The organism is Micromonospora phytophila, assembly GCF_023656545.1.
Taxonomy (GTDB): domain Bacteria; phylum Actinomycetota; class Actinomycetes; order Mycobacteriales; family Micromonosporaceae; genus Micromonospora; species Micromonospora phytophila.
Map to the genome: position 1 here is coordinate 1 of NZ_JAMOKF010000024.1, position 21,376 is coordinate 21,376.

22 protein-coding genes and 2 pseudogenes are annotated in these 21,376 nt (G+C 72.7%); 6 read left to right on the top strand and 18 right to left on the bottom strand.

The annotated features are described in order from the left end of the window. The 6 genes and pseudogenes from NCC78_RS06060 to NCC78_RS06085 form a co-directional block, all read right to left on the bottom strand. Nucleotides 1-410, bottom strand: a pseudogene (locus NCC78_RS06060) (hypothetical protein); the annotation flags it as partial. A gap of 416 nt (nt 411-826) precedes the next feature. Then, on the bottom strand, nt 827-1,780 hold the full coding sequence (gene tatC, locus NCC78_RS06065; protein WP_250792211.1) for a twin-arginine translocase subunit TatC: 954 nt from the start codon (nt 1,778-1,780) through the stop codon (nt 827-829). An 18-nt stretch (nt 1,781-1,798) separates the two neighbouring features. After that, nucleotides 1,799-2,095, bottom strand: coding sequence for a Sec-independent protein translocase subunit TatA (gene tatA, locus NCC78_RS06070; RefSeq protein ID WP_250792212.1), 297 nt, complete (start codon nt 2,093-2,095; stop codon nt 1,799-1,801). A 207-nt stretch (nt 2,096-2,302) separates the two neighbouring features. Next, entirely contained in the window at nt 2,303-2,551 is a 249-nt protein-coding gene (locus NCC78_RS06075; protein ID WP_250792213.1) for a hypothetical protein, read from the bottom strand. Nucleotides 2,552-2,561: 10 nt separating this feature from the next. Continuing rightward, nucleotides 2,562-3,620 (bottom strand): helix-turn-helix transcriptional regulator, encoded by a 1,059-nt coding sequence (locus NCC78_RS06080; protein ID WP_250792214.1) that lies wholly within the window; start codon nt 3,618-3,620, stop codon nt 2,562-2,564. After that, nucleotides 3,617-4,615, bottom strand: a complete 999-nt coding sequence (locus tag NCC78_RS06085) for a helix-turn-helix transcriptional regulator (protein WP_250792215.1) — start codon at nt 4,613-4,615, stop codon at nt 3,617-3,619. Before NCC78_RS06085 ends, NCC78_RS06080 begins: the two co-directional genes overlap by 4 nt. A 223-nt stretch (nt 4,616-4,838) precedes the next feature. Here NCC78_RS06085 and NCC78_RS06090 point away from each other — a divergent pair, with 223 nt between their 5' ends. The 3 genes and pseudogenes from NCC78_RS06090 to NCC78_RS06100 all read left to right on the top strand — a co-directional run bounded on the left by NCC78_RS06090 (nt 4,839) and on the right by NCC78_RS06100 (nt 6,959). Further along, on the top strand, nt 4,839-5,075 hold the full coding sequence (locus NCC78_RS06090; protein WP_250792216.1) for a cation diffusion facilitator family transporter: 237 nt from the start codon (nt 4,839-4,841) through the stop codon (nt 5,073-5,075). Beyond that, nucleotides 5,003-5,716 (top strand): annotated as a pseudogene (locus NCC78_RS06095) (cation diffusion facilitator family transporter); the annotation flags it as partial. The gene NCC78_RS06090 and the pseudogene NCC78_RS06095, both read left to right, overlap by 73 nt. Nucleotides 5,717-5,873: 157 nt before the next feature. Further along, nucleotides 5,874-6,959 (top strand): DUF3866 family protein, encoded by a 1,086-nt coding sequence (locus NCC78_RS06100; RefSeq protein WP_250792218.1) that lies wholly within the window; start codon nt 5,874-5,876, stop codon nt 6,957-6,959. A gap of 43 nt (nt 6,960-7,002) precedes the next feature. Here NCC78_RS06100 and NCC78_RS06105 read toward each other — a convergent pair whose 3' ends face one another. The 3 genes from NCC78_RS06105 to pafA form a co-directional block, all read right to left on the bottom strand. Next, the gene (locus NCC78_RS06105) at nt 7,003-7,599 is read right to left on the bottom strand and encodes a carboxymuconolactone decarboxylase family protein (RefSeq protein WP_250792262.1); all 597 of its coding nucleotides are present in this window, start codon (nt 7,597-7,599) and stop codon (nt 7,003-7,005) included. A gap of 125 nt (nt 7,600-7,724) precedes the next feature. Then, nucleotides 7,725-7,910 (bottom strand): hypothetical protein, encoded by a 186-nt coding sequence (locus tag NCC78_RS06110; RefSeq protein WP_250792220.1) that lies wholly within the window; start codon nt 7,908-7,910, stop codon nt 7,725-7,727. Between the two features lie 69 nt (nt 7,911-7,979). Then, entirely contained in the window at nt 7,980-9,338 is a 1,359-nt protein-coding gene (gene pafA / locus NCC78_RS06115) for a Pup--protein ligase (RefSeq protein ID WP_250792222.1), read from the bottom strand. A gap of 159 nt (nt 9,339-9,497) precedes the next feature. Between pafA and rfbB the strand changes: the two genes are divergently transcribed. Further along, complete coding sequence (rfbB, locus tag NCC78_RS06120) at nt 9,498-10,472, top strand: dTDP-glucose 4,6-dehydratase (RefSeq protein ID WP_250792224.1); 975 nt, start codon at nt 9,498-9,500, stop codon at nt 10,470-10,472. 168 nt (nt 10,473-10,640) lie between these two features. Here the strand turns inward: rfbB and prcA are convergent, their stop codons facing one another. From prcA to arc, 6 genes are all read right to left on the bottom strand, one after another. Then, nucleotides 10,641-11,465, bottom strand: coding sequence for a proteasome subunit alpha (gene prcA, locus NCC78_RS06125; protein ID WP_250792227.1), 825 nt, complete (start codon nt 11,463-11,465; stop codon nt 10,641-10,643). Nucleotides 11,466-11,526: 61 nt separating this feature from the next. Beyond that, nucleotides 11,527-12,366, bottom strand: coding sequence for a proteasome subunit beta (gene prcB, locus NCC78_RS06130; protein WP_250792229.1), 840 nt, complete (start codon nt 12,364-12,366; stop codon nt 11,527-11,529). After that, complete coding sequence (locus NCC78_RS06135; RefSeq protein ID WP_250792231.1) at nt 12,285-12,971, bottom strand: endonuclease VII domain-containing protein; 687 nt, start codon at nt 12,969-12,971, stop codon at nt 12,285-12,287. The genes prcB and NCC78_RS06135 overlap by 82 nt, the downstream gene beginning before the upstream one ends. A gap of 22 nt (nt 12,972-12,993) precedes the next feature. Beyond that, complete coding sequence (locus tag NCC78_RS06140; RefSeq protein ID WP_088993750.1) at nt 12,994-13,209, bottom strand: ubiquitin-like protein Pup; 216 nt, start codon at nt 13,207-13,209, stop codon at nt 12,994-12,996. A gap of 104 nt (nt 13,210-13,313) precedes the next feature. Then, a complete protein-coding gene (gene dop / locus NCC78_RS06145) occupies nt 13,314-14,831 on the bottom strand; it encodes a depupylase/deamidase Dop (protein WP_372495072.1) in 1,518 nt (505 codons plus the stop codon). Nucleotides 14,832-14,998: 167 nt separating this feature from the next. Further along, entirely contained in the window at nt 14,999-16,780 is a 1,782-nt protein-coding gene (gene arc, locus NCC78_RS06150; RefSeq protein ID WP_250792233.1) for a proteasome ATPase, read from the bottom strand. Between the two features lie 177 nt (nt 16,781-16,957). Between arc and NCC78_RS06155 the strand changes: the two genes are divergently transcribed. Beyond that, entirely contained in the window at nt 16,958-17,254 is a 297-nt protein-coding gene (locus tag NCC78_RS06155) for a ferredoxin (RefSeq protein ID WP_250792235.1), read from the top strand. 167 nt (nt 17,255-17,421) lie between these two features. On the opposite strand, the gene NCC78_RS06160 is transcribed toward NCC78_RS06155, so the two are convergent. The 3 genes from NCC78_RS06160 to NCC78_RS06170 all read right to left on the bottom strand — a co-directional run bounded on the left by NCC78_RS06160 (nt 17,422) and on the right by NCC78_RS06170 (nt 20,192). Continuing rightward, complete coding sequence (locus tag NCC78_RS06160) at nt 17,422-17,994, bottom strand: hypothetical protein (RefSeq protein WP_250792237.1); 573 nt, start codon at nt 17,992-17,994, stop codon at nt 17,422-17,424. An 81-nt stretch (nt 17,995-18,075) separates the two neighbouring features. Continuing rightward, nucleotides 18,076-19,107 carry a tRNA (adenine-N1)-methyltransferase gene (locus tag NCC78_RS06165; protein ID WP_372495073.1) on the bottom strand — a complete coding sequence of 344 codons (1,032 nt, stop codon included), beginning with the start codon at nt 19,105-19,107 and terminating at the stop codon, nt 18,076-18,078. Beyond that, the gene (locus NCC78_RS06170; protein ID WP_372495074.1) at nt 19,104-20,192 is read right to left on the bottom strand and encodes a M50 family metallopeptidase; all 1,089 of its coding nucleotides are present in this window, start codon (nt 20,190-20,192) and stop codon (nt 19,104-19,106) included. Before NCC78_RS06170 ends, NCC78_RS06165 begins: the two co-directional genes overlap by 4 nt. 144 nt (nt 20,193-20,336) lie before the next feature. Between NCC78_RS06170 and NCC78_RS06175 the strand changes: the two genes are divergently transcribed. Then, entirely contained in the window at nt 20,337-21,251 is a 915-nt protein-coding gene (locus tag NCC78_RS06175) for a RecB family exonuclease (protein WP_250792239.1), read from the top strand. The last annotated feature ends 125 nt before the right edge of the window (nt 21,252-21,376 follow it).

Below are 21,376 nucleotides of genomic sequence, written 5' to 3' on the forward strand. Positions count from 1 at the left end.
GCGGTAACCGGCAGTCCGGGCGTCCGATCCCCGGCCGCGGGACGGGCGGTCACGGGCGGGTCGGGGGTCCGGTCCCCGTCCTCAGGCCGGGCGGTCACGGGCGGGTCGGGGGTCCGGTGCGGTCGGGCGGTCGCCGACGGGCCGGTGACCAGGTCGGCGACGTCTCCGACAGGCCCGTCGAGGGAGGCAGCAGGGCGTACGCCGTGCAGCCCCCGCTGCTCCGAGCCGGCCGGCCGGTCCGTGGTGTCGGCAGCGGCCGGACCGCCGGAGAGCGCACCGATCAGGAAGCCGACGCCCAGGGCGCCTCCCAGCAGCACGGCGACCCGGGCCATGGTGGCCCCTCGCGGCGGGAACGGCGCACGGCCCTCCGGCACCACGGCGGGCGGGCGGCGGAACGTCGGACGACGCACGGAGAAGCGACCTCTTTCGTCAAGGACGTCGACACATCGTAAGGACTCGCTCACCCGATCGCAGCTTGTGGGCGCGCGGTGACAGATTGCCGACTGCTCCACTGACGTCGGACGCGCCGTACGCTAGGCGGCCGACGAGGCGGCGTCCCTCGGGCCCCGACGCCGGAGCGGCACTCGCATGGGCCCGGGACGGAACTCGCGCGAGGCTTCGGGCTTGCACGACGGCCGGACGGAACTGGCACGGGCCCGGGACGGAACTCGCACGGCGCCCGGGCGAAACTCGCACGGCGGCCCAGGAGGAAGCGGCGCGACGAGGCGTTCCCGGGCCGCCGCCGTGCCGGCTGATCGACCGCACAGACGAAACAAGCCCCCCGTATCGGGAGGCTTGTTTCGTCGTCCGGTGTTGCCGGCCTCGGTCAGGTCATGTCGTCGTAGCGGCGGTCGATCGGGGCGGGCGCGGCGACCGGGCCCGGCGCCGCGACGGGAGCGGTCGCGTCGACCCGCTGCCCCGCCTCGACCGGCTCCTTGTCGAACTCCAGCGGCGACACCTCGTCGTCGTCGATGCCAGCGTAGATCTCCTTGCCACGTCCCTTGCGCTTGTCGTTGATGAACGCGACGCCGACGGCGGCGAAGTAGAGCGCGCAGAGGCAGATCGCGAGCGCGGTCATCCCGAACGGGTCCGGGGTCGGCGTGACCACCGCGGAGAACGCGAAGAACACGAAGACCGCGACCCGCCACCAGCTCAGCAACCGCTTCGCGCTGGCGATGCCGACGAAGTTGAGCATCAGCACCAGCAGCGGGAACTCGAACGCCACCCCGAACAGCAGGATCAGGTTGGTGACGAACGAGATGTAGCGGGTGATGTCCAGCGTCGTGGTGATGTCGCCGCCGCCGGAGACGTCCAGCAGGAACTCCAGACCCTTGGCGGTCACGAAGTACGCCAGCACCGCGCCGGCGGCGAACAGCGGCGCCGCCAGCCCGGTGAAGACGTACGCGTAGCGCCGCTCGTGCCGGTGCAGACCCGGCGCGATGAACGCCCAAAGCTGGTAGAGCCAGACCGGCGCGGCGACGATCAACCCCACCCAGAGGCCGACCTTCAGCTGCAGCAGGAACAGGTCGGCCGGGCCGAGCTGGACGAAGTTGCAGTCGCCGTTGGCCAGCCGCGAATCGGGCAGGTCACAGTACGGCTGCTGCAGCAGGTGCAGCACGGGGTCGGCGAGCCAGATGCCGACGCCGAAGCCGAGCAGGATCGCCAGCGACGCCTTGAACAGCCGGTTGCGCAACTCGCGGATGTGCTCGACCAGCGTCATCGAGCCGTCGGCGGCGCGTTCGAAGGTGCTCGAACCGCGCTTGCGGAGAGCGAAGGCCACGGTGCTCGGGCCCCTCGGTCAGTTGTCGCGGACGCGGTGCACCGGGTCGGCGACCGGCTGCTGCGGCGGGGCCTGGTACGGCGCCTGCTGCGGCGGCTGCTGCCCGGCGTGCGGCGGCAGCGGCTGGTAGCCGGTCTGCGCGTCGGCCTTCTCGGCGAGGTCGCGGTCGTCGTCGTGCAGGCTCTTGGTCTCGGCCTTGATGATCCGCAGCGAGCGGCCCAGCGAACGGGCCGCGTCGGGGAGCCGCTTCGCGCCGAAGAGCAGGATCAGCACGACCACGAGTACGGCGATGTGCCACGGCTTGAGGGCACCCATGGGAAGCTCCAGTCGCTCTGTGTCGTCGTGAGGGGTGTACCGCAGCCCATCGTACGTGCGTCGACGGCCGTTGCCACCCGCCGGGCGGTGGTGGTTCGCCCCGGCCGGTGAAGTCTTGACCAACCCGGGATGTCCCGTCAACCGCCTGCGTCGGTGCGTTCCGGCGGGAAACCGGTCAGCTTCGCGCAGGGACGCGACACCGGTCGATCAACCGTCGCGGCGGGCCTTGATCAGGGCGAGCCGCTGCTGGGTGGTGTCGAGCTGCCCCTGGAGCACCTCGGCCCGCTGCTGGAGGGTTTCCGCGGTCTCCCGCAACGCCTCCGCCTCGGCCGCGCGGCCCTGCAGGGCCACCGCCGCGCGCCGCAGCCGGGGCAACCTCGCCAGCACCGGCCGCACGGCCAGGGCCAACACGACGAGCGCGAACAGCACCCCCGCGACCACGATCCACGTCACCACGGCGGCCAGCCTACTGCGTGGCCGCCGTCCCCGCCGGGCCGGCAGGCGGGACCGCCGCCGGTGTGTCGGACCCGTCGGCCGGGCACCGGGGCGCGCCGACGGGAGTGGCGTACGCGTCCAGCGCGGCGACCGCCGCGGCCCGGACCTGCTCCGCCAGCTCGACCGGGGCGACCACGGCCACCTCCGGCCCCAACCCGAGCACGAACCGGCGGGCCCACCCCAGGTCGGTGACCCGCAGCGAGACCAGCCACTGGTCACTGGCGGCCTCGACCCGCTCGCACGGGTAGTACTCGGTGATCCACCGCTCGCTCCGACCGATCCGCAGCGTGATCAGCGGCAGGTCCGGCGACGGGCGGAACACCCCCTCGGAAAGGTCGTACGGCCGGGCCTGCGGCGGCACCACGGCCGGCTCGTCCAGCTCGGCCACCGCGTCGATCCGGTCGGCGCGGAACAGCCGCACCGCCTCCGCCCGGCGGCACCACGCCTCCACGTACGCCCGGCCGCCGACCATCAGCATCCGCAGCGGGTCCACCACACGGTCGGTGGTCTCGTCCCGCGCGGCGGTGTAGTAGGTGATGCGCAGCGCGTGACCGCTCTCCACGGCCGTTCGCAACTGCTCCACCCGCTGGGTGTCCGCCGGCAGGCGGACCTCGACGGGCGCGGCCACCAGGTCACCGCCCGCGTTCTCAATCTTCGCCAGGGCCCGCTCGACGGCCTCCCGGTTGGCCACCCCCGGCGTCTCGGCGAGCATCCGCAACGCCACCACCAGCGCCAGGGCCTCGTCGGGGGTGAGCCGCAGCGGCCGATCGATGCCGGCGTCGTAGGTGATGGTCACCCGGTCACCGTCGAAGGCCATGTCGATCAGGTCACCCGGGCCGTAACCGGGCAGCCCGCAGACCCAGAGCAGCTCCAGGTCCTCGCGCAACTGCCGCTCGGTGACGCCCAGGTCGCCGGCCGCCTCGGCGATCTCGATGCCCGGCCGGGCCAGCAGGTAGGGCACCAGGTTGAGCAGCCGGGCGAGCCGGTCGGCGGAGGCGCGCGAGCCGCCCCGGGCGGCCGGCCGGGTCACCGGGCACCCCCGGCGACCGCGAGGTCCTCGTGCCGCACCGCGATCTCCTTCAGCCGTTGGATGACCGCCTCCCGCACCTCAGGCGGGTCGAGCACCCGCACGTCCGGGCCGTAGCCGACGAGCTGACCGGCGAGGGACTCCGGGTCGGCGTAGGGCAGGACGAGCCGGTCGCCGTCGGGCCCGGCGGTGACGTCGACCGCCCAACGGCGCAGGCCGGCGGCCCGCCCCGGGGCGACCAGCACGGTGGCCCGCCCGGTCCGCTCGACCGGCCCGGACCAGCGGGCCACGTGGCTGATGAGGTCGACCCCGGCCGGCGGTTCGTACGCCCCCGGCGTGCCCGTCACCCGGACCGCGCCGACCACCCGGGACAGCCGGAAGCAGCGGGTCGCGTCGCGGTCCAGGTCGTGCCCGACCACGTACCAGCGGCCCCGCCAACAGACCACGCCCCACGGCTGCAGCCGGCGGCGGGTCGGCGCGTCGCGGTCGGGCACCCGGTAGTCGAAGGTCACCTCACGGCGGTCCCGCGCGGCGGCGGTGGGCGGCGCGAACGCCGGGTCGACGGTGACCATCGGCTCCAGCCCGAGGGTGGCCTGCGGGTCCACGTCGACGCCCGCGGCCCGCAGCTTCGCCAACCCGGAGGAGGCGGCGGCGGCCAGGCCGGCGTGCTGCCACAGCCGGGCGGCGATGCCCACCGCGGCGGCCTCGTCCGGCTCCAGCGGGATGTCGGGCAGCGCGTACTCCCGGTGGGCGATCCGGTAGCCGGGCTCGGCGTCGAACACGCTCGCCGTGCCCGTCTCCAGCGGCACGCCCAGCTCACGCAGCTCGGCCTTGTCCCGCTCGAACTTGCGCTGGAACGCCTCGTGGTCACGCGCGTCTTCCGGATCGTGCTCGTAACCGGGCACGGTCGCGGCGATCTGCGCGGCGGTCAGGAACCGTCGCGTCGACAGCAGGCAGATCACCAGGTTGACCAGGCGTTCGGTGCGGGTCCGCGACACGGTACGACGCTAGCAGCCCGCACCCGTCGACCGTGCACCCGCGCGGGCGCGGCGTGCGCCACGTCCGCCGCGCTCCCCGGCCCACGTCGGACGCGCTCCCCGGTCCGATCACCGGGGCGGGCCGGAGCAGGCGGCCATAGGGTTACGTGATGCCGGAGCCCGAGGGGAAGAACGAGAGCGTCGGCACGTCGTCGTCGCCGGGGCGGCGAACCTCGCCATCGCGGTGGCCAAGCTGGTCGCCGGGCTGATCTCCGGCTCCGCGGCGATGCTCTCCGAGGCCGTCCACTCGGTCGCCGACACCACCACCGAGGTGCTGCTCTACCTGGCGCTGCGGCGGGGCGCGCGGCCCGCCGACGCCCGCCACCCGTTCGGCTACGGCAAGGAGAGCTACGTCTGGCCTTCCTGGCGGCGCTGTTCACCTTCGTCGCCGGCGCCGGCTTCGCGACCACCCACGGGGTGACCACCATTCTGGTGCACGAGCACAGCGGCGACTATCTCGTCTCGTACGTCGTGCTGGCCGTCTCGTTCGCCATCGAGGCCGTCTCGCTGACCCGCGCCGTCCGCCAGGTCCGTAACCAGTCACGGCGCTGGCGGACCACCCCGCGCCGCTTCCTGCGGCTGACCGCGGACACCACCGTCAAGGCCGTCTTCCTCGAGGACAGCGCGGCCCTGATCGGGCTGCTGCTGGCCACCGCCGGGGTGGTCCTGTCCGAGATCACCGGCGACGAGCTGTGGGACGGGGTCGCCTCCATCCTGATCGGTGTGCTGCTGCTGGTCGTGGCGACGATCCTGGCGCTGAGCAACATCTCGCTGCTGGTCGGCCGGGCGGTGCCCGAGCGACTGCGCCGCGAGATCACCGACGAGCTGACCGGGCTGCCCGCCGTGCGGCGTCTCGACACGCTGCTCACCATGCAGCTCGGCCCGACGGACATCCTGGTCGCCGCGAAGGTCGACTTCGACGACACGGCGACCGGCGCGACCATCGAGGCCACCGCCGACGAAGCCGAGCGGCGGCTCACCGCCCGCTACCCGCACATCCGGTACGTCTTCCTCGACCCCACCCGCTCCGCACCCGACCCGAACCCGCCACCCCACCCCTGACCACCCCGTGCCCGACGCCGCCCGCCCCGCGCCCCCGCGTGAGCGCCAGCCACGGCAAGGAGGACCGTCCAGGGCGATCGCCATCGCCGCCCAACGTCCAGGCCAGCCCGGGATCCCGGGGGCGGTGCCGGCCGGCGGGGACGCTAGCGTGCCGGACATGGTGCGATGGCGGGCGGGAACGGTGACGGCGCTGCGGCGGCAGTGGACCGGTGCGGTCGAACTGGACGTCGAACTGGCCGACGGCACCGCCCTGCGCGCCCTGGCCTACCCCGACCTGGTCGGCCGACCGGAACCCGGCGACCGGGTGCTGCTCAACGCCGGCGCGCTGCTGATGGGCCTCGGCACCGGCGGGTACGCCCTCGTCGTGGCGATGCCGGACCGGCTGCCACCGGATCCGCCGCAGGCGCTCGACAACCGCGACGCCGGTCACCTGGTCAAGGCCCGCTACACGCCGCTGCAGCCGATCCTGCTCGGCGTCGACGAGGAGGCCTCCCCGCACCGGGACGTCCTAGCGGCGGCCGAGGACCTGGCCGGTCTGCCGGTGGTCACCGCCGACCTGCACTCCGCGCTGCCGGCGATCCTGGCCGGCGTACGCGCCGACGCCCCCGACGCCCGGGTGGCGTACCTGCTGACCGACGGCGGGGCGCTGCCCGCCTGGTTCTCCCGCACCCTCGCCGGGCTCCGCGAGCACCTCGTCGGCACGATCAGCGTCGGCCAGGCGTTCGGCGGCGACCTGGAGGCGAGCACCCTGCACACCGGTCTGCTCGCCGCCCGGCACGTGCTCCGCGCCGACGTGGCGATCGTCGCCCAGGGCCCGGGCAACCTCGGCACCGGCACCCGGTGGGGCTTCTCCGGCGTCGCCGTCGGCGAGGCGGTCAACGCCGTCGCCGCGCTCGGCGGGCGGCCGGTCGGCTCACTGCGAATCTCCGACGCCGACCCCCGGCCGCGGCACCGGGGCGTGTCGCACCACAGCCTCACCGCGTACGGCCGGGTGGCGCTCTCCCCCGCCGAGCTGGCGGTGCCCGACGGCCTGGACCCGGCGCTGGCCCGGGAGGTGCAGGCGGCGTTGGCGCCGCTCGCCGCGCGGCACAAGCTGGTCCGGGTGCCCACCGACGGGCTGGACACCGCGCTGCGCGCCTCTGCCGTGCCGCTGTCCACGATGGGCCGCGGCCTGGACGCCGACCACGCCTATTTCCTGGCCGCCGCCGCGGCCGGCCGGCACGCCGCGGGCCTGATGGCCTGACCTCACCCGGTCAGGTCCACCGCCGCTCCGCACGTCGGTCGGGTCAGCTCGCCCTGGCAGCGGCTTCGCTGGCGCTCGGCACGGCGGTGGGGTCAGCTCGCCGGTAGCCGTGCCGGACGATGTGCTGGGCTGACCTCTCGTACACCGCCGGGTCGTCCGGGGCCAGGGTGCCCAACCCGTCGACGTAGCGGTTGAACATGCAGAACGCCGCCGCTATCAGGACCGTGTCGTGGATCTCCAGATCCGTCGCGCCGGCACCCCGGGCGGCGTCGACCAGCTCCACGGTCACGTCGCGGCCGCTGCGTTGCACGGCGGCGGCGACCCCCAGCAGGGCCCGGAGCTTGTCGCTGACCTCCGCCGACGCCGGGTCGGCGTGGACCTGCTCGACCAGCCGCACGCCCGACGGGAGCTGCGCGGCGGCGAAGGCCGAGTGCGAGGCGCAGCAGAACCCGCACTCGTTCAACCCGGAGACGTACGCCGCGATGAGTTCCCGCTCGCCGGGCGTCAGGGTGGGGTGCGGAGCACGCAGCAGCGTCTCGGCCAACTCGTTGAGCGGCCTGGCCGTCTCGGGGCGGAACAGCATCGGCCCGTTGATGCCCGGGTGGGCCCGTTCGTCGAGACCGAGGTCGATGTGTGCGATGACGTCACCGTCCCTGCAGTAGGAGCGCGGCGGGTGTGACGACCGACGGATGCCGGACGGGTTTCACGTTCCCAGCCCGTCCGGTGCGGCGCAACTCCCCAACGGCGGTGTCGCCGGGGACCCGGTCAGACGGAGAAGATCAGCGCGAGCCAGGCCCCGACGATCAGCACCAGCGCGAGCGCCAGCACCCAGGTGGGCACGGTGTACTCGCCGCGCCGGTTGCGCTCGATCTCGGCGCGAATCTTCTCGCGGCGGCGCTCGACCCAGTTCTGTCGCTGCGAGCCGCTCTCGGGGGGTTCGGAAGTCGTCATGGCGCGGTCAGCCTACCGGCCCGGCCGGCCCCGACGGCGGTCACCACCGTCCGGGCCGGCCGGCAGCCGTCACATGCTGGCGATCAGCCGCTCGACCCGCTCGTCGTACGCCCGGAACGGGTCCTTGCAGAGCACGGTGCGCTGCGCCTGGTCGTTGAGCTTCAGGTGCACCCAGTCGACGGTGAAGTCCCGCCGCTTCTCCTGCGCGTGCCGGATGAACTCGCCACGCAACCGGGCCCGGGTGGTCTGCGGCGGGGTCTCCTTGGCCTCGAAGATCTCCGGATCGGTGGTCACCCGGTCGACCTCACCGCGCCGCTCCAGCAGGGCGTACAGCCCCCGGCCCCGGCGCACGTCGTGGTAGGCCAGGTCCATCTGCGCGACCCGCGGGTGCGACAGCGGCAGGTCGTGCTTGCGCTGGTAACGCTCGATCAGCCGCAGCTTCGTCACCCAGTCGATCTCCCGGGACACCGGCTCCAGGTCACCGGTCTCCACCGCCCGCAGCACCCGGCCCCACAGCTCCACGACCCGCTTGGCGGCCTGGTCGCCGCCGCGTCGCTCCACGAACTCCGTCGCCTTGGCCAGGTATTCCTGCTGGATCTCCAGGGCACTGACCTCCTTGCCGGAGGCCAGCCGCACCTTGCGCCGGCCGGTGATGTCGTGCGACACCTCGCGGATCGCCCGGATCGGGTTCTCCAGCGTCAGGTCCCGCATCACCACCCCGGCCTCGATCATCCGCAGCACGATGTCGGCGGTGCCGACCTTGAGCAGCGTGGTGACCTCGTTCATGTTCGAGTCACCGACGATGACGTGCAGCCGGCGGTAGCGCTCCGCGTCGGCGTGCGGCTCGTCGCGGGTGTTGATGATGGGGCGGCTGCGGGTGGTCGCCGAGGAGACGCCCTCCCAGATGTGCTCCGCCCGCTGGGACAGGCAGTAGACCGCGCCGCGCGGGGTCTGCAGCACCTTGCCCGCCCCGCAGATCAGCTGTCGGGTGACCAGGAACGGGATCAGCACGTCGGCCAGCCGGCCGAACTCGCCGTGCCGGGAGACCAGGTAGTTCTCGTGGCAGCCGTACGAGTTCCCGGCCGAGTCGGTGTTGTTCTTGAACAGGTAGATCTCACCCGCGATGCCCTCGTCGTGCAGCCGCTTCTCCGCGTCGACGAGCAGCCCCTCCAGGATCCGCTCACCCGCCCGGTCGTGCGCGACCAGGTCGATGACGGAGTCGCACTCGGGGGTGGCGTACTCCGGGTGCGAACCGACGTCGAGGTAGAGGCGGGCGCCGTTGCGCAGGAACACGTTGCTCGACCGGCCCCACGACACCACGCGGCGGAAGAGGTACCGGGCAACCTCGTCCGGGGACAGCCGCCGCTGCCCGCGGTACGTGCAGGTGACGCCGTACTCGGTCTCGATGCCGAAGATTCGCCGCTCCATGGTGTGACATTAGCCGCCCGAGGCCCCGGTTGGGCAGCGCTCACCCCCGCCGTCCCACGCCGGGCGCCGCCGCAGGGCGCCCGACCAGGCGATCGGCGACCGTCACCGGCCCGCCGGCATCCGCCCGGCGGCGGACAACCACGGGGTACGGTGCCACCCGTGCGGATCCTCGTCACCGGCGGCGCCGGGTTCATCGGCTCGGCCTACGTCCGGCGACTGCTCACCGGCGCCGAGCCGACCCTCACCCCGGACACGGTCACCGTGCTGGACAAGTTCACCTACGCAGGCACCCGGGGCAGCCTCGACCCCGTCCGCGACGATCCCCGGCTGCGCGTCGTTGTCGGCGACGTCTGCGACGGCCGGCTCGTCGACGCCACCGTCGCCGGCCACGACCTCGTCGTCCACTTCGCCGCCGAGTCCCACGTGGACCGCTCCATCACCGGGGCCGCGCCGTTCGTGACCACCAACGTGCTCGGCACCCAGACCCTGCTCGACGCCGCGCTGCGCCACGGCGTCGCCCGCTTCGTGCAGGTCTCCACCGACGAGGTGTACGGCTCCATCGACAGCGGCTCGTGGACCGAATCCGCACCGCTGGACCCCAGCTCGCCCTACTCCGCCTCGAAGGCCGGCGCCGACCTGCTCGCCCTGGCTTACCACCGCACCCACGGCCTCGACGTGGTCGTGACCCGGGGCGCCAACACCTACGGCCCGTGGCAGCATCCGGAGAAGGTGGTGCCGCTCTTCGTCACCAACCTGCTCGACGGCCACGACCTGCCGCTCTACGGCGACGGCGGCAACGTCCGGGACTGGGTGCACGTGGACGACCACTGCCACGGCATCGTGCTGGCCCAGCAGGCCGGCCGGGCCGGCGGTGTCTACCACCTCGGCGGCGGTACCGAGCTGACCAACCGGGAACTCACCGGGCGGCTGCTGGCCGCCTGCGGCGCCGGCTGGGAGCGGGTACGGCCCGTCGCCGACCGCAAGGGCCACGACCGGCGCTACTCCCTCGACATCGGCACCAGCCGCCGGGAACTCGGCTACGCGCCGAGCGTCGACCTCGAGTGGGGGCTCGCCGGGACCGTCGACTGGTACCGGCGTCACCGCGACTGGTGGGAGCCCCTCAAGCGCCGGTGACGGGCCGCGGCCGGGCCGGTCGTGCGTAGAAGCGGCGACCGCGCCACCACGAGCCCGCCACAGACCCCCCGGCCGCCGGCCGCCACGCTGCGGGGCGGCGTTGGGACGGCGCTCGGGGTGCGGCAACGCTGACGCCGGAGCGTCCGCCCCGGCGTCAGCGGGCGTCGGTCAGGCCTCGGGGCTCTCGGGCTGCTGGCCCTCCAGGTCCGCCGACCCGGCCGACGAGGTGGGCTTCCCGGCCTCCTTGGTGGGCGCGGCCGGAGTCTCCGGCCGGGCCGACACCTCCTCCGCCTTGTCGCCGTCCAGCAGGGCGGTCAGCGCGGCGCCGGTGATCCGCCGGAACGTCCGGCCCACCCGGCGGCGGTCCAGGACCGCCACCTCCAGCTGGTTGGCGGCGATGGTACGGGCGGCCCCGCCCTCGCCCCCGACGCTGCTCAGCGCCTGCACGGCGACCTTCACCGCCTCGCTCAGCGACATCTCCGGGCGGTGGTGCGACTTCAGCACGCCCGTGATCGCCTCGGCCTGGCCACCCATCGCCATCCGCCCCGGCTCGTCGTTGACCGAGCCGTCGTAGGTGAGCCGGTAGAGCTCGTCCTCCTCGGCGGTGGCGCCGACCTCCGCCACGCAGATCTCCACCTCGAACGGCTTCGACTGCTCGGTGAAGATCGCACCGAGGGTCTGCGCGAACGCGTTGGCGAGGGCCCGGCCGGTCACGTCACGCCGGTCGTAGCTCAACCCGTTCAGGTCGGCCATCCGCACGCCGGCGCGACGCAGGTTCTCGAACTCGTTGTAGCGGCCGACGGCGGCGAAGCCGATCCGGTCGTAGATCTCACTGACCTTGTGCAGGGCGCTGGAGAGATTCTCGGCGACGAAGAGCACCCCACCGGAGTAGCTCAGGACCACCGCGCTGCGCCCCCGGGCGATGCCCTTGCGGGCCAGCTCGGAGCGGTCGCGCATGATCTGCTCGGGCGAGGCGTAGAACTGCATGGCCACGGCGGCGGTTCTCCTTAGGGCGCTGGGCTGACGACTGCTGTCTGGTGCGGGCGGGAACGGATCAACCGCCCGGGTTCTCCATCCGGCCGGAGACCACGCTCTCGGCGATCGCCGACATCTCGTCGTCGGTGAGCCGGTGGGTGCCCTCCGCCGTCGCCGTCATCACCACCGGGTAGATCCGCCGGATCAGGTCCGGCCCGCCGGTGGCGGTGTCGTCGTCGGCGGCGTCGTAGAGCGCCTCCACGGACAGGCGGACCGCGTCGTCGAGCGAGAGACCCGGCCGGAAGCGCTTCTTCAGCGCCGACCTGGCGAAGAGGGAGCCGGAGCCGATCGCGTCGTAGCCGGTCTCCTCGTAGGGACCGCCGGTGACGTCGAAGCTGAAGATCCGGCCGGCCCGGGCCGGGTCCCTGGCGGCCAGGTCGAAGCCGGCGAAGAGCGGGACGACCGCGAGGCCCTGCATGGCCGCGCCCAGGTTGCCGCGGATCATCGAGGCGAGCCGGTTGGCCTTGCCGTCGAGCGAGAGCATCGCGCCCTCGATCTTCTCGTAGTGCTCCAGCTCCACCTGGAACAGTCGCATCAGCTCGATGCCGATGCCCGCGGTGCCCGCGATGCCGACCAGCGAGTACGCGTCGGCCGGGTGCACCTTCTCGATGTCGCGCTGGGCGATCAGGTTGCCCATCGTGGCCCGCCGGTCGCCGGCCATCACCACGCCGCCGTCGGCGACGATGGCGACGATGGTCGTCGCGTGCGGCGCCAGGTCTGCGGCCATGCCCGGCGGCAGCGGCCGTCGGCCGGGCAGCATCTCGGGGGCCACCCTGCTCAGGAACGAGGTGAAGGAGGACGTCCCCGCGTTGGTGAACACATCTGGTAGACGCCCGGATGGATCAAAACCCGCTGCCACGTGGTTCCTCTCAGATACGTGATCGCCCTGGCCAGCCTCATGGGACTGTCACGGAACTGGCCAAGACCACCGTTGCAGTTGAAGCACAATATCCCGCGCACCCATCCGGTGCGATGATCGTGGTCCAGATGTTGCGGGTCGGCGCCGCCGCAGATCGCGCAGACCCCGCCCTGCTCGGCCAGGAGCTCGTCGAACTCCTTCTGCCCGACCCCGTAACGCCGCCGCAGGTGGTACTCGCGCGTGCCGCCGTGCAGCCGAAGCCTGCTCTTCTTACCCTTCTCGTTGTGGCAGGGCTTGCAGTATCGGCCGTAACCACCGCGGCCGGAGCGGTTCCGTGGGAAAGCATCGAGCGGCTTCATGTCACCGCAGGCCGGGCAGCGCCGATGACCCTCCGGCACAATCGGCAACCGGCGCACGTCCCGGCCGTGCCGCTCCCTCAAGCGTTTGGCGTAGCTGGCCTTTGAGCGCACGTTGAAGCAGGGCTTGCAGTAGCTGCCGCGACCCTCCGGTCGTCTGCTGTTTGCGCAGAACTCGTCGAGCGGCTTCCAGTCACCGCAATCCCGACAGCGGCGCTGGCCATCCCGGTCATCCGGCGAGCGAGCCATGTCCGAATTGGGAGGTTATGCCCTATTCACCCCCTTTTTGCACATAGCCCCTCACAAACTCTTCGGCGTTCTCTTCCAGGACGGAGTCGATCTCGTCGAGCAGGTCGTCGACGTCCTCGGTGATCTCGGCGTGCCGCTCGGCCACCTCCGGGTTCGCCTCGGTGGTGACGTCCTCGATCTCCTCGCCCTGACGGGACTTGCCCGACTGCGACTGACCGCCGCTGTCACGAGTGGCCATTGCTGCCTCCTCCACGATCGTCTGCGATCAACTTACCTCGCCGGAGCGACGAAAAGCCCGTCGCGCGCCGGCTTCGGCACCCGACGGGCATTCGTCTACGGCGGTCAGCCGCCGGTAAGTGTCTCCAGCAGGTCCTTGGCGCTGACGCAGCGGTCGAAGAGCGCGCCGACGTGCTTGCGGGTGCCGCGCTCCGGCTCCATCATCGGCACCCGCACCAGCGATTCCCGACCCACGTCGAAGATGACCGAGTCCCAGCTGGCCGCCACCACCTCGGAGGCGTACTGGGCCAGGCAGCGGCCCCGGAAGTAGGCGCGGGTGTCCTCCGGCGGCTCGGTCATCGCGGCGCGGGTCTCGGCGTCGGGGAGCAGCGTCTTCATCGCCCCCCGGGAGACCAGCCGGTGGTAGAGGCCCTTCTCGGGGCGCACGTCCGAGTACTGGAGGTCGACCAGCTGGAGCTTGTGGGAGCCCCAGGCGAGCTTCTCCCGCTCCCGGTAGCCCTCCAGCAGCCGCAGCTTGGCCACCCAGTCCAGCTCGTCGGCGCAGAGGAACGCGTCGCGGCCGAGCCGGTCCAGCACGCTCTCCCAGCGGTCCAGCACGTCCGAGGTCTGCTCATCGACGTCGGTGCCGTAGCGGTCGTCCACGAAGGACCTCACCCGCTCGTAGTACGCCCACTGCACGTCCAGGGCGGTCAGTCGGCGGCCGTCGCGCATCCGCATGAGGTGCTTCAGCGACGGGTCGTGGCTGACCGCGCGGAGCTCGCCGACCGGGTCGGCGATGCCCAGGTCGGGCCCGAGCGCCTTCTCCTCGATCATGGTGAGGATCAGGGCGGTCGTGCCGACCTTGAGGTACGTGGAGATCTCCGACAGGTTGGCGTCGCCGATGATGACGTGCAGCCGGCGGTACTTGTCGGCGTCGGCGTGCGGCTCGTCGCGGGTATTGATGATCGGCCGCTTGAGGGTGGTCTCCAGCCCGACCTCGACCTCGAAGAAGTCGGCTCGCTGGGAGATCTGGAAGCCGCTCTGCCCGCCGTCCTGGCCGATCCCGACCCGGCCGGCGCCGGCGAAGATCTGCCGGGTGACGAAGAACGGCGTCAGGTACGCGACGATGTCGGCGAAGGGCGTCTGCCGGCGCATCAGGTAGTTCTCGTGCGCGCCGTAACTGGCGCCCTTGTTGTCGGTGTTGTTCTTGTAGAGGTGGATCGGCTGGGTGCCCGGGATGGTGGCGGCGCGGCGGGCCGCCTCGGCCATCACCCGCTCCCCCGCCTTGTCCCAGCGCACCACGTCCCGGGGGTTGGTCACCTCCGGGGTGGAGTACTCCGGGTGGGCGTGGTCGACGTAGAGGCGGGCCCCGTTGGTGAGTATCACGTTGGCCAGGCCGAGGTCCTCGTCGGCGAGCGCCTCGGCCGGGTCGTACGCGGCTCCGGAGTAGGTGAAGCCACGTGCGTCGCGCAGCGGCGACTCCTCCTCGTAGTCCCAGCGGGCGCGGCCACCGCGGTTGAGTTCCGGGCGTGCTCCGTAGGCGTTGACCACCTGGGACGAGGTGACCATCGGGTTGGCTCCGGCCTGGCCGGGCACCGAGATGCCGTACTCGACCTCGGTGCCCATGATCCGTCTTACGCTCATCGACCTACCCGCTTCGCTCGCCCGACCGGTCCCCCGTCAGGTCGAGCGTAGTCGGCGTCACGACGGAAGGGGGCGCGCCGACCCGGCGCGGGCGGGGGCGAACCGGCGCGGGACGGGAACGGGGCCCGTGACGCGTGTCGCGTCGCGGGCCCCGTCGCGGGTGTCCGTCAGAGGTACTGGCCGGTGTTGCTGGCGGTCTCGATGGACCGGCCGGCCTCCGCGCCCTTGCCGCCGGAGACGAGCGTGCGGATGTAGACGATCCGCTCGCCCTTCTTGCCGGAGATGCGGGCCCAGTCGTCGGGGTTGGTGGTGTTGGGCAGGTCCTCGTTCTCGCGGAACTCGTCGACGCAGGCGTCGAGGAGGTGCTGCAGGCGCAGGCCCTTGCGACCGGAGGTGAGGAACTCCTTGATGGCCATCTTCTTGCTCCGGTCGACGATGTTCTGGATCATCGCGCCGGAGTTGAAGTCCTTGAAGTAGAGGACTTCCTTGTCGCCGTTGGCGTAGGTGACCTCGAGGAAGCGGTTCTCCTCGGTCTCCGAGTACATCCGCAGCACGACCGCGTCGATCATGGCCGCGACGGTGGCCTGGGGGTCGCCGCCGTGCTCGGCCAGGTCGTCCGGGTGCAGGGGCAGCCCGGAGAGGATGTACTTCGAGAAGATGTCCTTGGCCGCCTCAGCGTCCGGTCGCTCGATCTTGATCTTCACGTCGAGTCGGCCGGGGCGCAGGATCGCCGGGTCGATCATGTCTTCCCGGTTGGAGGCGCCGATGACGATGACGTTCTCCAGCCCTTCCACGCCGTCGATCTCGCTGAGCAGCTGAGGAACGATGGTGTTCTCCACGTCCGAGGAGACACCGGAGCCACGGGTGCGGAAGATCGAGTCCATCTCGTCGAAGAACACGATCACCGGGGTGCCCTCGCCGGCCTTCTCCCGGGCGCGCTGGAAGATCAGCCGGATGTGCCGCTCGGTCTCGCCGACGTACTTGTTGAGCAGCTCCGGGCCCTTGATGTTGAGGAAGAAGCTGGTGTGCCTCTCCTTGCCCTCCCGCTCGGCGATCTTCTTCGCCAGCGAGTTGGCCACCGCCTTGGCGATCAGCGTCTTGCCGCAGCCGGGCGGACCGTAGAGCAGGATGCCCTTCGGCGGACGGAGCTGGTGCTCGCGGAACAGGTCGGCGTGCAGGAAGGGCAGCTCCACCGCGTCGCGGATCTGCTCGATCTGCGAGTGGAGGCCACCGATGTCGCCGTAGTCGACGTCGGGCACCTCCTCCAGGACCAGCTCCTCGACCTCGCTCTTCGGGATCCGCTCGTAGGCGTACGCCGAGCGGGGCTCGATCATCAGCGAGTCACCGGCCCGGATCGGCGAACCGATCAGGGTCTCGGCGAGGTGCACGATCCGCTCCTCGTCGGAGTGCGAGACCACCAGCGCCCGGTCGCCCGGGGCGCCGTCGGGACCCGCGAGGATCTCCTTGAGCATCACCACCTCGCCGACCCGCTCGAAGCCGAACGCGTCGACGATGTTGAGCGCGTCGTTGAGTAGAACCTCCTGGCCGCGCCGCAGCTCGGCGACGTCCAGTGAGGGCGAGACGGCCACGCGGAGCTTGCGTCCGCCGGTGAAGACGTCCACCGTGCCGTCGTCGTGCCGCGCGAGGAAGACGCCGTAGCCACTCGGCGGTTGCGCGAGGCGGTCGATCTCCTCCTTGAGCGTCACGATCTGCGCGCGAGCCTCCTTGAGGGTGCTCACGAGCCGGTCGTTGTTCTCGGTCAGCCGCGCCAACTGTGCCTGGGTGGCCGCCAGCCGCTCTTCGAGCTGCCGGACGTGTCGGGGGCTTTCGGTCAACTTGCGCCGCACCAGAGCGAGTTCCTCTTGAAGGAACGCGACCTGCGTGGAGAGATCGTGGGCCTCCTTCTCCCACCGTGCGGCGCGCGAGTCCGCGTCGTCGCTGCGTGCCACGTCCCACCTCCCCGGGGGGCTTGAACGTTCTGCCCTAACACTAGCCGCTATGAGGCCGATTCGGTCCCACGCAACGCCCTCGTCACCGAACCTTGATCGCCAAGGGTGGCCTCGGGGGCCGGTCCGGGCGTTCGGGTACCGTCGGAGCGTGGGACAGGAGAACATGGGGGGTACGCCGTGGCGGAGGTCGTGACAGACCAGTTGCAGGTCTGGGTGGACCAGGATCTCTGCACCGGGGACGGGCTCTGCGTGCAGTACGCGCCGGAGGTCTTCGAGTTCGACGTCGACGGCCTGGCGTACGTCAAGGGCACCGACGGTGAGCTGCGGCTGGCCCCGGGCAGCCGGGTCGACGTGCCGGAGCACCTGCGCCTCGAGGTGATCGACTCGGCGAAGGAGTGCCCGGGCGACTGCATCCACGTGGTGCGCGGCAGCGACGGCGTCGAGGTGGCCGGCCCGGAGGCCGAGGAGGACTGACCGCAGCCGCGCGCCGGCGGGCCCGCACACCCGCGCTCGTCCGGCCGGCGCAGGCCGTCGACGGCAGGCCGCGGGACCGCTCCCCGGCCGCCCGTGCCAAGTCAGCGGCGGTGCCCGGCGATGACGTCACAGACCGACGGTACGACGCCAGTGACCGACGGTACGCCTCAGAGCATCGGGCGGCCGACCACCGAGGCGACCAGCCGGGCGAACTCCCCCAGCCGGGCGATCTGCCCGGCCCCGCCGGCGTCGAGGGTCTTTCCGAAGCGCAGCGCGTCGTGCCGGGGCGCGCCCACCACCTCCTCGCTGGGCGGTGCCTCGTCCAGCGAGGTGAGCAGCAGGTAGACGTCGATGCTGTCGACCCGGATCCCGCCGTCGTCGTCGCGGGTCAGCCGCCGCCGGCAGCCGACCTCGGTCACCGTGGAGACCGGCACCACCCGCAGCGACGAGGTCATCGACCCGGGCGGCCCCTCCCCCGGCGGCACGTCCTCGCCGTGCCAGAGGATGAGCCGGCTGCCGTCGCAGACCACGACCTCCTGCCACACCCCGTTGACCTCGTTGACGAAGCGTTCCAGCGTGAAGCCGAGCACCGAGGCGCCCCGCAGCACCCCGCCGAGCGCCTCCAGCGCGACGTCCGGGTCCCGCAGGTAGGCCCGGGCCGCCGACTCGAGGTCCTGGTAGGGCGACCAGTCCGGGAACACCGCCGGCAGGTCACCACCGCCGAAGCCCGGACGGCTCATGCCACCTCCCCGTGCCAGCGCCGCCGGCCCGCACCGGCCGGCGGGATCCACCCGCTCACTCCCAGCCGCCCCGTCCCGCCGTCACGGCCGGTCCGTCTCCCCCGCCGCGACGGTTTCCGCCTCGCCGGCCACCTCGGCGGCCACCGCGGCGGCGGCCTGCCGGGCAGCCTCCGCCTCGCGCAGCGCCTGCCGACGCTCGGCGTACGCCTCGGCGCCCTTGCTGGGCTTGCGCCGGCGGGGCGGGGCGGTGACCCCGGGGGCGAGCTTACGCGCGGAGACCAGGAACGCGGTGTGCGCGATCATGCGGTGGTCGGGACGCACAGCCAGCCCCTCGGCGTGCCAGTCGCGCACCAGCGACTCCCAGGCCCGCGGCTCGGTCCAGCCGCCACGCTCGCGCAGCGCCTCCACCAGCTCCGACAGCTGCGGGGTGGTGGCCACGTAGCCGATGAACACGCCGCCGGGCAGCAGCGCCCGTTCGACCATGTCGAGGGTCTCCCACGGGGTGAGCATGTCGAGGATGATCCGGTCGAAGCCGGTCTCGGCGCACTCGGCGACGTCGCCGACGTGCAGGTTCCACGCCGGGTGCGGCCCGTTGAAGAACGCCTCGACGTTGCGCTTGGCGATCTGGGCGAAGTCGTCGCGCAGCTCGAACGAGTGCAGCTCCCCCTCGGTGCCGACCGCGCGCAGCAGCGAGCAGCTCAGCGCACCGGAGCCGGCGCCGGCCTCCAGCACCTTGGCGCCGGGGAAGATGTCGCCCATGGCGACGATCTGCGCCGAGTCCTTCGGGTAGATCACCTGCGCACCGCGCGGCATGGAGAGCACGTAGTCCGACAGCAGGGGGCGCAGGGCCAGGAACGCGGTGCCGCCGCCGGAGGTGGTGACCACGCTGCCGTCGGGCAGGCCGATCAGCGCGTCGTGCTCCAGGATGCCCCGGTGGGTGTGGAACGCCTTGCCGTGCTCCAGGGTGACCGTGTGCATCCGCCCCTTGGGGTCGGTCAGCTGGACCCGGTCGCCGGGCCGGAAGGGCCCGCGGTGCACGGGTGTCAGCGCCGGATTGTCGGCGGGCGCCGGGGCGCCCGGGTCGGCCTGGGCGGCGGAGGGAGTTGCGGTCACGTGTTCATCTTCCGTTGGGGTTCGAGGAGCTGAGCCAGATCCGCGATGTGCAGGATGCCGACGACATCTTCGCCTGAGGTCACCACGTACTGTGCGCCCGGGTGGCTCTGGACGGTCTCCATCACCCGCTCGCCGTCGAGCCCGACCGGCATGGCCGGCAGGCCGGCCAGCGACCGGGAGACCGCGTCGACGGCGAGCCAGGGGCGGCGCTCCACCGGGACGGCCTCGGCCGCGGTCGGGTCGACCAGGGCGACCGGCCGGCCGGCGGAGTCGGTGACCAGCAGCGCGGCGCCCGGCTCGGTGGCGGCCTGCCGGCGCTGCGCCTCGGCCAGGGGGGTGCCGGTGGGCACCGCCAACACCGGGCGGGCCAGCCGGGACAGGTCGATCAGCGGGAACCGGCGGCTGACCCGGGCCACCCGGATCGACTGCCCGGCACCCCGCCAGAGGGTGAACGCGACCAGCAGCATCAACGGCAGCGCCAGCGGAGCGAGGTTACGGGTGAGGGTGAGCAGGGTGACCAGCAGCGCGGTGCCGACCGCGACGGCGCGCCCCACCCAGCCGGCGACCTCGGTGCCCCGGTGCCGGTCGCGGGTCAGCGCCCACACCGCGGCCCGCAGCGCCCGACCGCCGTCGAGCGGCAGCCCGGGCAGGATGTTGAACAACGCCACGATGACGTTGCTCACCGCGAGCTGGAAGGCGAGCTGGTTGGCCACGGTACGGTCCGGCAGCGCCAGGGTGGCGGCGACCGCCAGCACGCCGAGCACGGCGGAGACGGCGGGGCCGGCGAGCGACACCAGCAGGTCGACCCGGGGCGTCGGGGCGTCGCGGTCCATCTCGGTGTAGCCGCCGAGCAGTTCCAGGGTGATCCCGCGCACACCAATGCCGTACCGGCGGGCGGTGAGGGCGTGGCCGAGCTCGTGCAGCAGCACCGAGCCGAGCAGGGAGACGACGAAGCCGAAGCCGATCAGGTAGCCCCCGAGCTGCGACAGGTCGAGCTGGCGGCGGGCGAACTCGGCGTACAGGACCGTCACCAGCAGGGCCAGCAGCAGCATCGAGCCGTTGAGGTGCAGCGGCACCCCGAACACCCGGCCCACGGTCAGGCCGGGGCGCCGGTCGGGCCGGCGCTGCGGTCGCCTCGTCTGCTCCACCGGGTCGATGCTACGCGGAGCGGATCATGCGCCGGAGCGGCGACGGCGGCCGTGTCACACCGGTGCCCTAACCTTCCGGGCATGACGGCGGAACCGGTGACCACGCAGCAGCCCGCGACCCCGGCGGAGGTGCCGGCCACGGTGCGCGCCTCGCTGTCGCCGTCGCGGGCGGCGGCTTTCAAGACCTGCCCGCTGCTCTACCGGTTCCGCAGCATCGACCGGCTGCCCGAGCGACCCACCGTCGAGCAGGCCCGGGGCACGCTGGTGCACGCCGTGCTGGAGCGGCTGTTCGACCTCCCCGTCGGTGGGCGCACTCCGGCCGCGGCCGGTGACCTGGTGGCCCCGCAGTGGGACCGGCTGCTCACCGAGCAGCCGGAGCGGGCGCAGCTCTTCACCGCCGGCGACGGGCCGGCCGCGGCCGAGTTCCTCCGCTCCGCCGCCGCGCTGCTGGAGGGTTACTTCGCCGTGGAGGACCCGAGCCGGCTCGAGCCGGCCGAGCGGGAGAGCCTGATCTCCGCGGTGGTCGACGAGGAACTGCTGATCCGGGGCTACCTCGACCGGCTCGACGTGGCGCCGGACGGCGCACTGCGGGTGGTCGACTACAAGACCGGCGGCGCGCCGCGCGAGGCGTTCGAGGCCCGCGCGCTGTTCCAGCTGAAGTTCTACGCGCTGGTGCTCTGGCGCACCCGGGGCGTGGTGCCCCGGGTGCTGCGGCTGCTCTACCTCAAGGACGCGGAGGTGTGCGACTACGCCCCCGACGCCGAGGAGCTGCTGCGGTTCGAGCGCACGGTGGTGGCGCTGTGGCGGGCGATCGAGCAGGCGACCGCCCGGCAGGATTTCCGCCCCCGGCCGAGCCGGCTCTGCGACTGGTGCAGCCACCAGGCGCTCTGCCCGAGCTTCGGGGGCACCCCGCCGCCGTTCCCCGCGCCGGCGGCCGCGGCGGATCCGCTGCGTGACGCCCGCCCCCGTCCGGCGCCCCCCGGCGCCGACGAGTAGACCCCCACGCGGGAGCGGGGCCGCGGACTCCACCCGAGCCGCGCAGGTTCCCGCCGCCGCGGCCCGGGTCTCTCCTCCGCGGGGAGGAGGCGCGGCTCACCGTGCGCGACGACCTTCCCGCCGCC

Bases quoted from the DNA above. Each gene is read 5' to 3' on its own strand.
- tatA (WP_250792212.1), bottom strand. From the start codon at position 2,095: ATGGGTGCCCTCAAGCCGTGGCACATCGCCGTACTCGTGGTCGTGCTG.
- NCC78_RS06100 (WP_250792218.1), top strand. From the start codon at position 5,874: ATGGTGCGATGGCGGGCGGGAACGGTGACGGCGCTGCGGCGGCAGTGG.
- NCC78_RS06110 (WP_250792220.1), bottom strand. From the start codon at position 7,910: ATGACGACTTCCGAACCCCCCGAGAGCGGCTCGCAGCGACAGAACTGG.
- pafA (WP_250792222.1), bottom strand. From the start codon at position 9,338: ATGGAGCGGCGAATCTTCGGCATCGAGACCGAGTACGGCGTCACCTGC.
- NCC78_RS06135 (WP_250792231.1), bottom strand. From the start codon at position 12,971: ATGGCTCGCTCGCCGGATGACCGGGATGGCCAGCGCCGCTGTCGGGAT.
- NCC78_RS06140 (WP_088993750.1), bottom strand. From the start codon at position 13,209: ATGGCCACTCGTGACAGCGGCGGTCAGTCGCAGTCGGGCAAGTCCCGT.
- dop (WP_372495072.1), bottom strand. From the start codon at position 14,831: ATGAGCGTAAGACGGATCATGGGCACCGAGGTCGAGTACGGCATCTCG.
- NCC78_RS06160 (WP_250792237.1), bottom strand. From the start codon at position 17,994: ATGAGCCGTCCGGGCTTCGGCGGTGGTGACCTGCCGGCGGTGTTCCCG.
- NCC78_RS06175 (WP_250792239.1), top strand. From the start codon at position 20,337: ATGACGGCGGAACCGGTGACCACGCAGCAGCCCGCGACCCCGGCGGAG.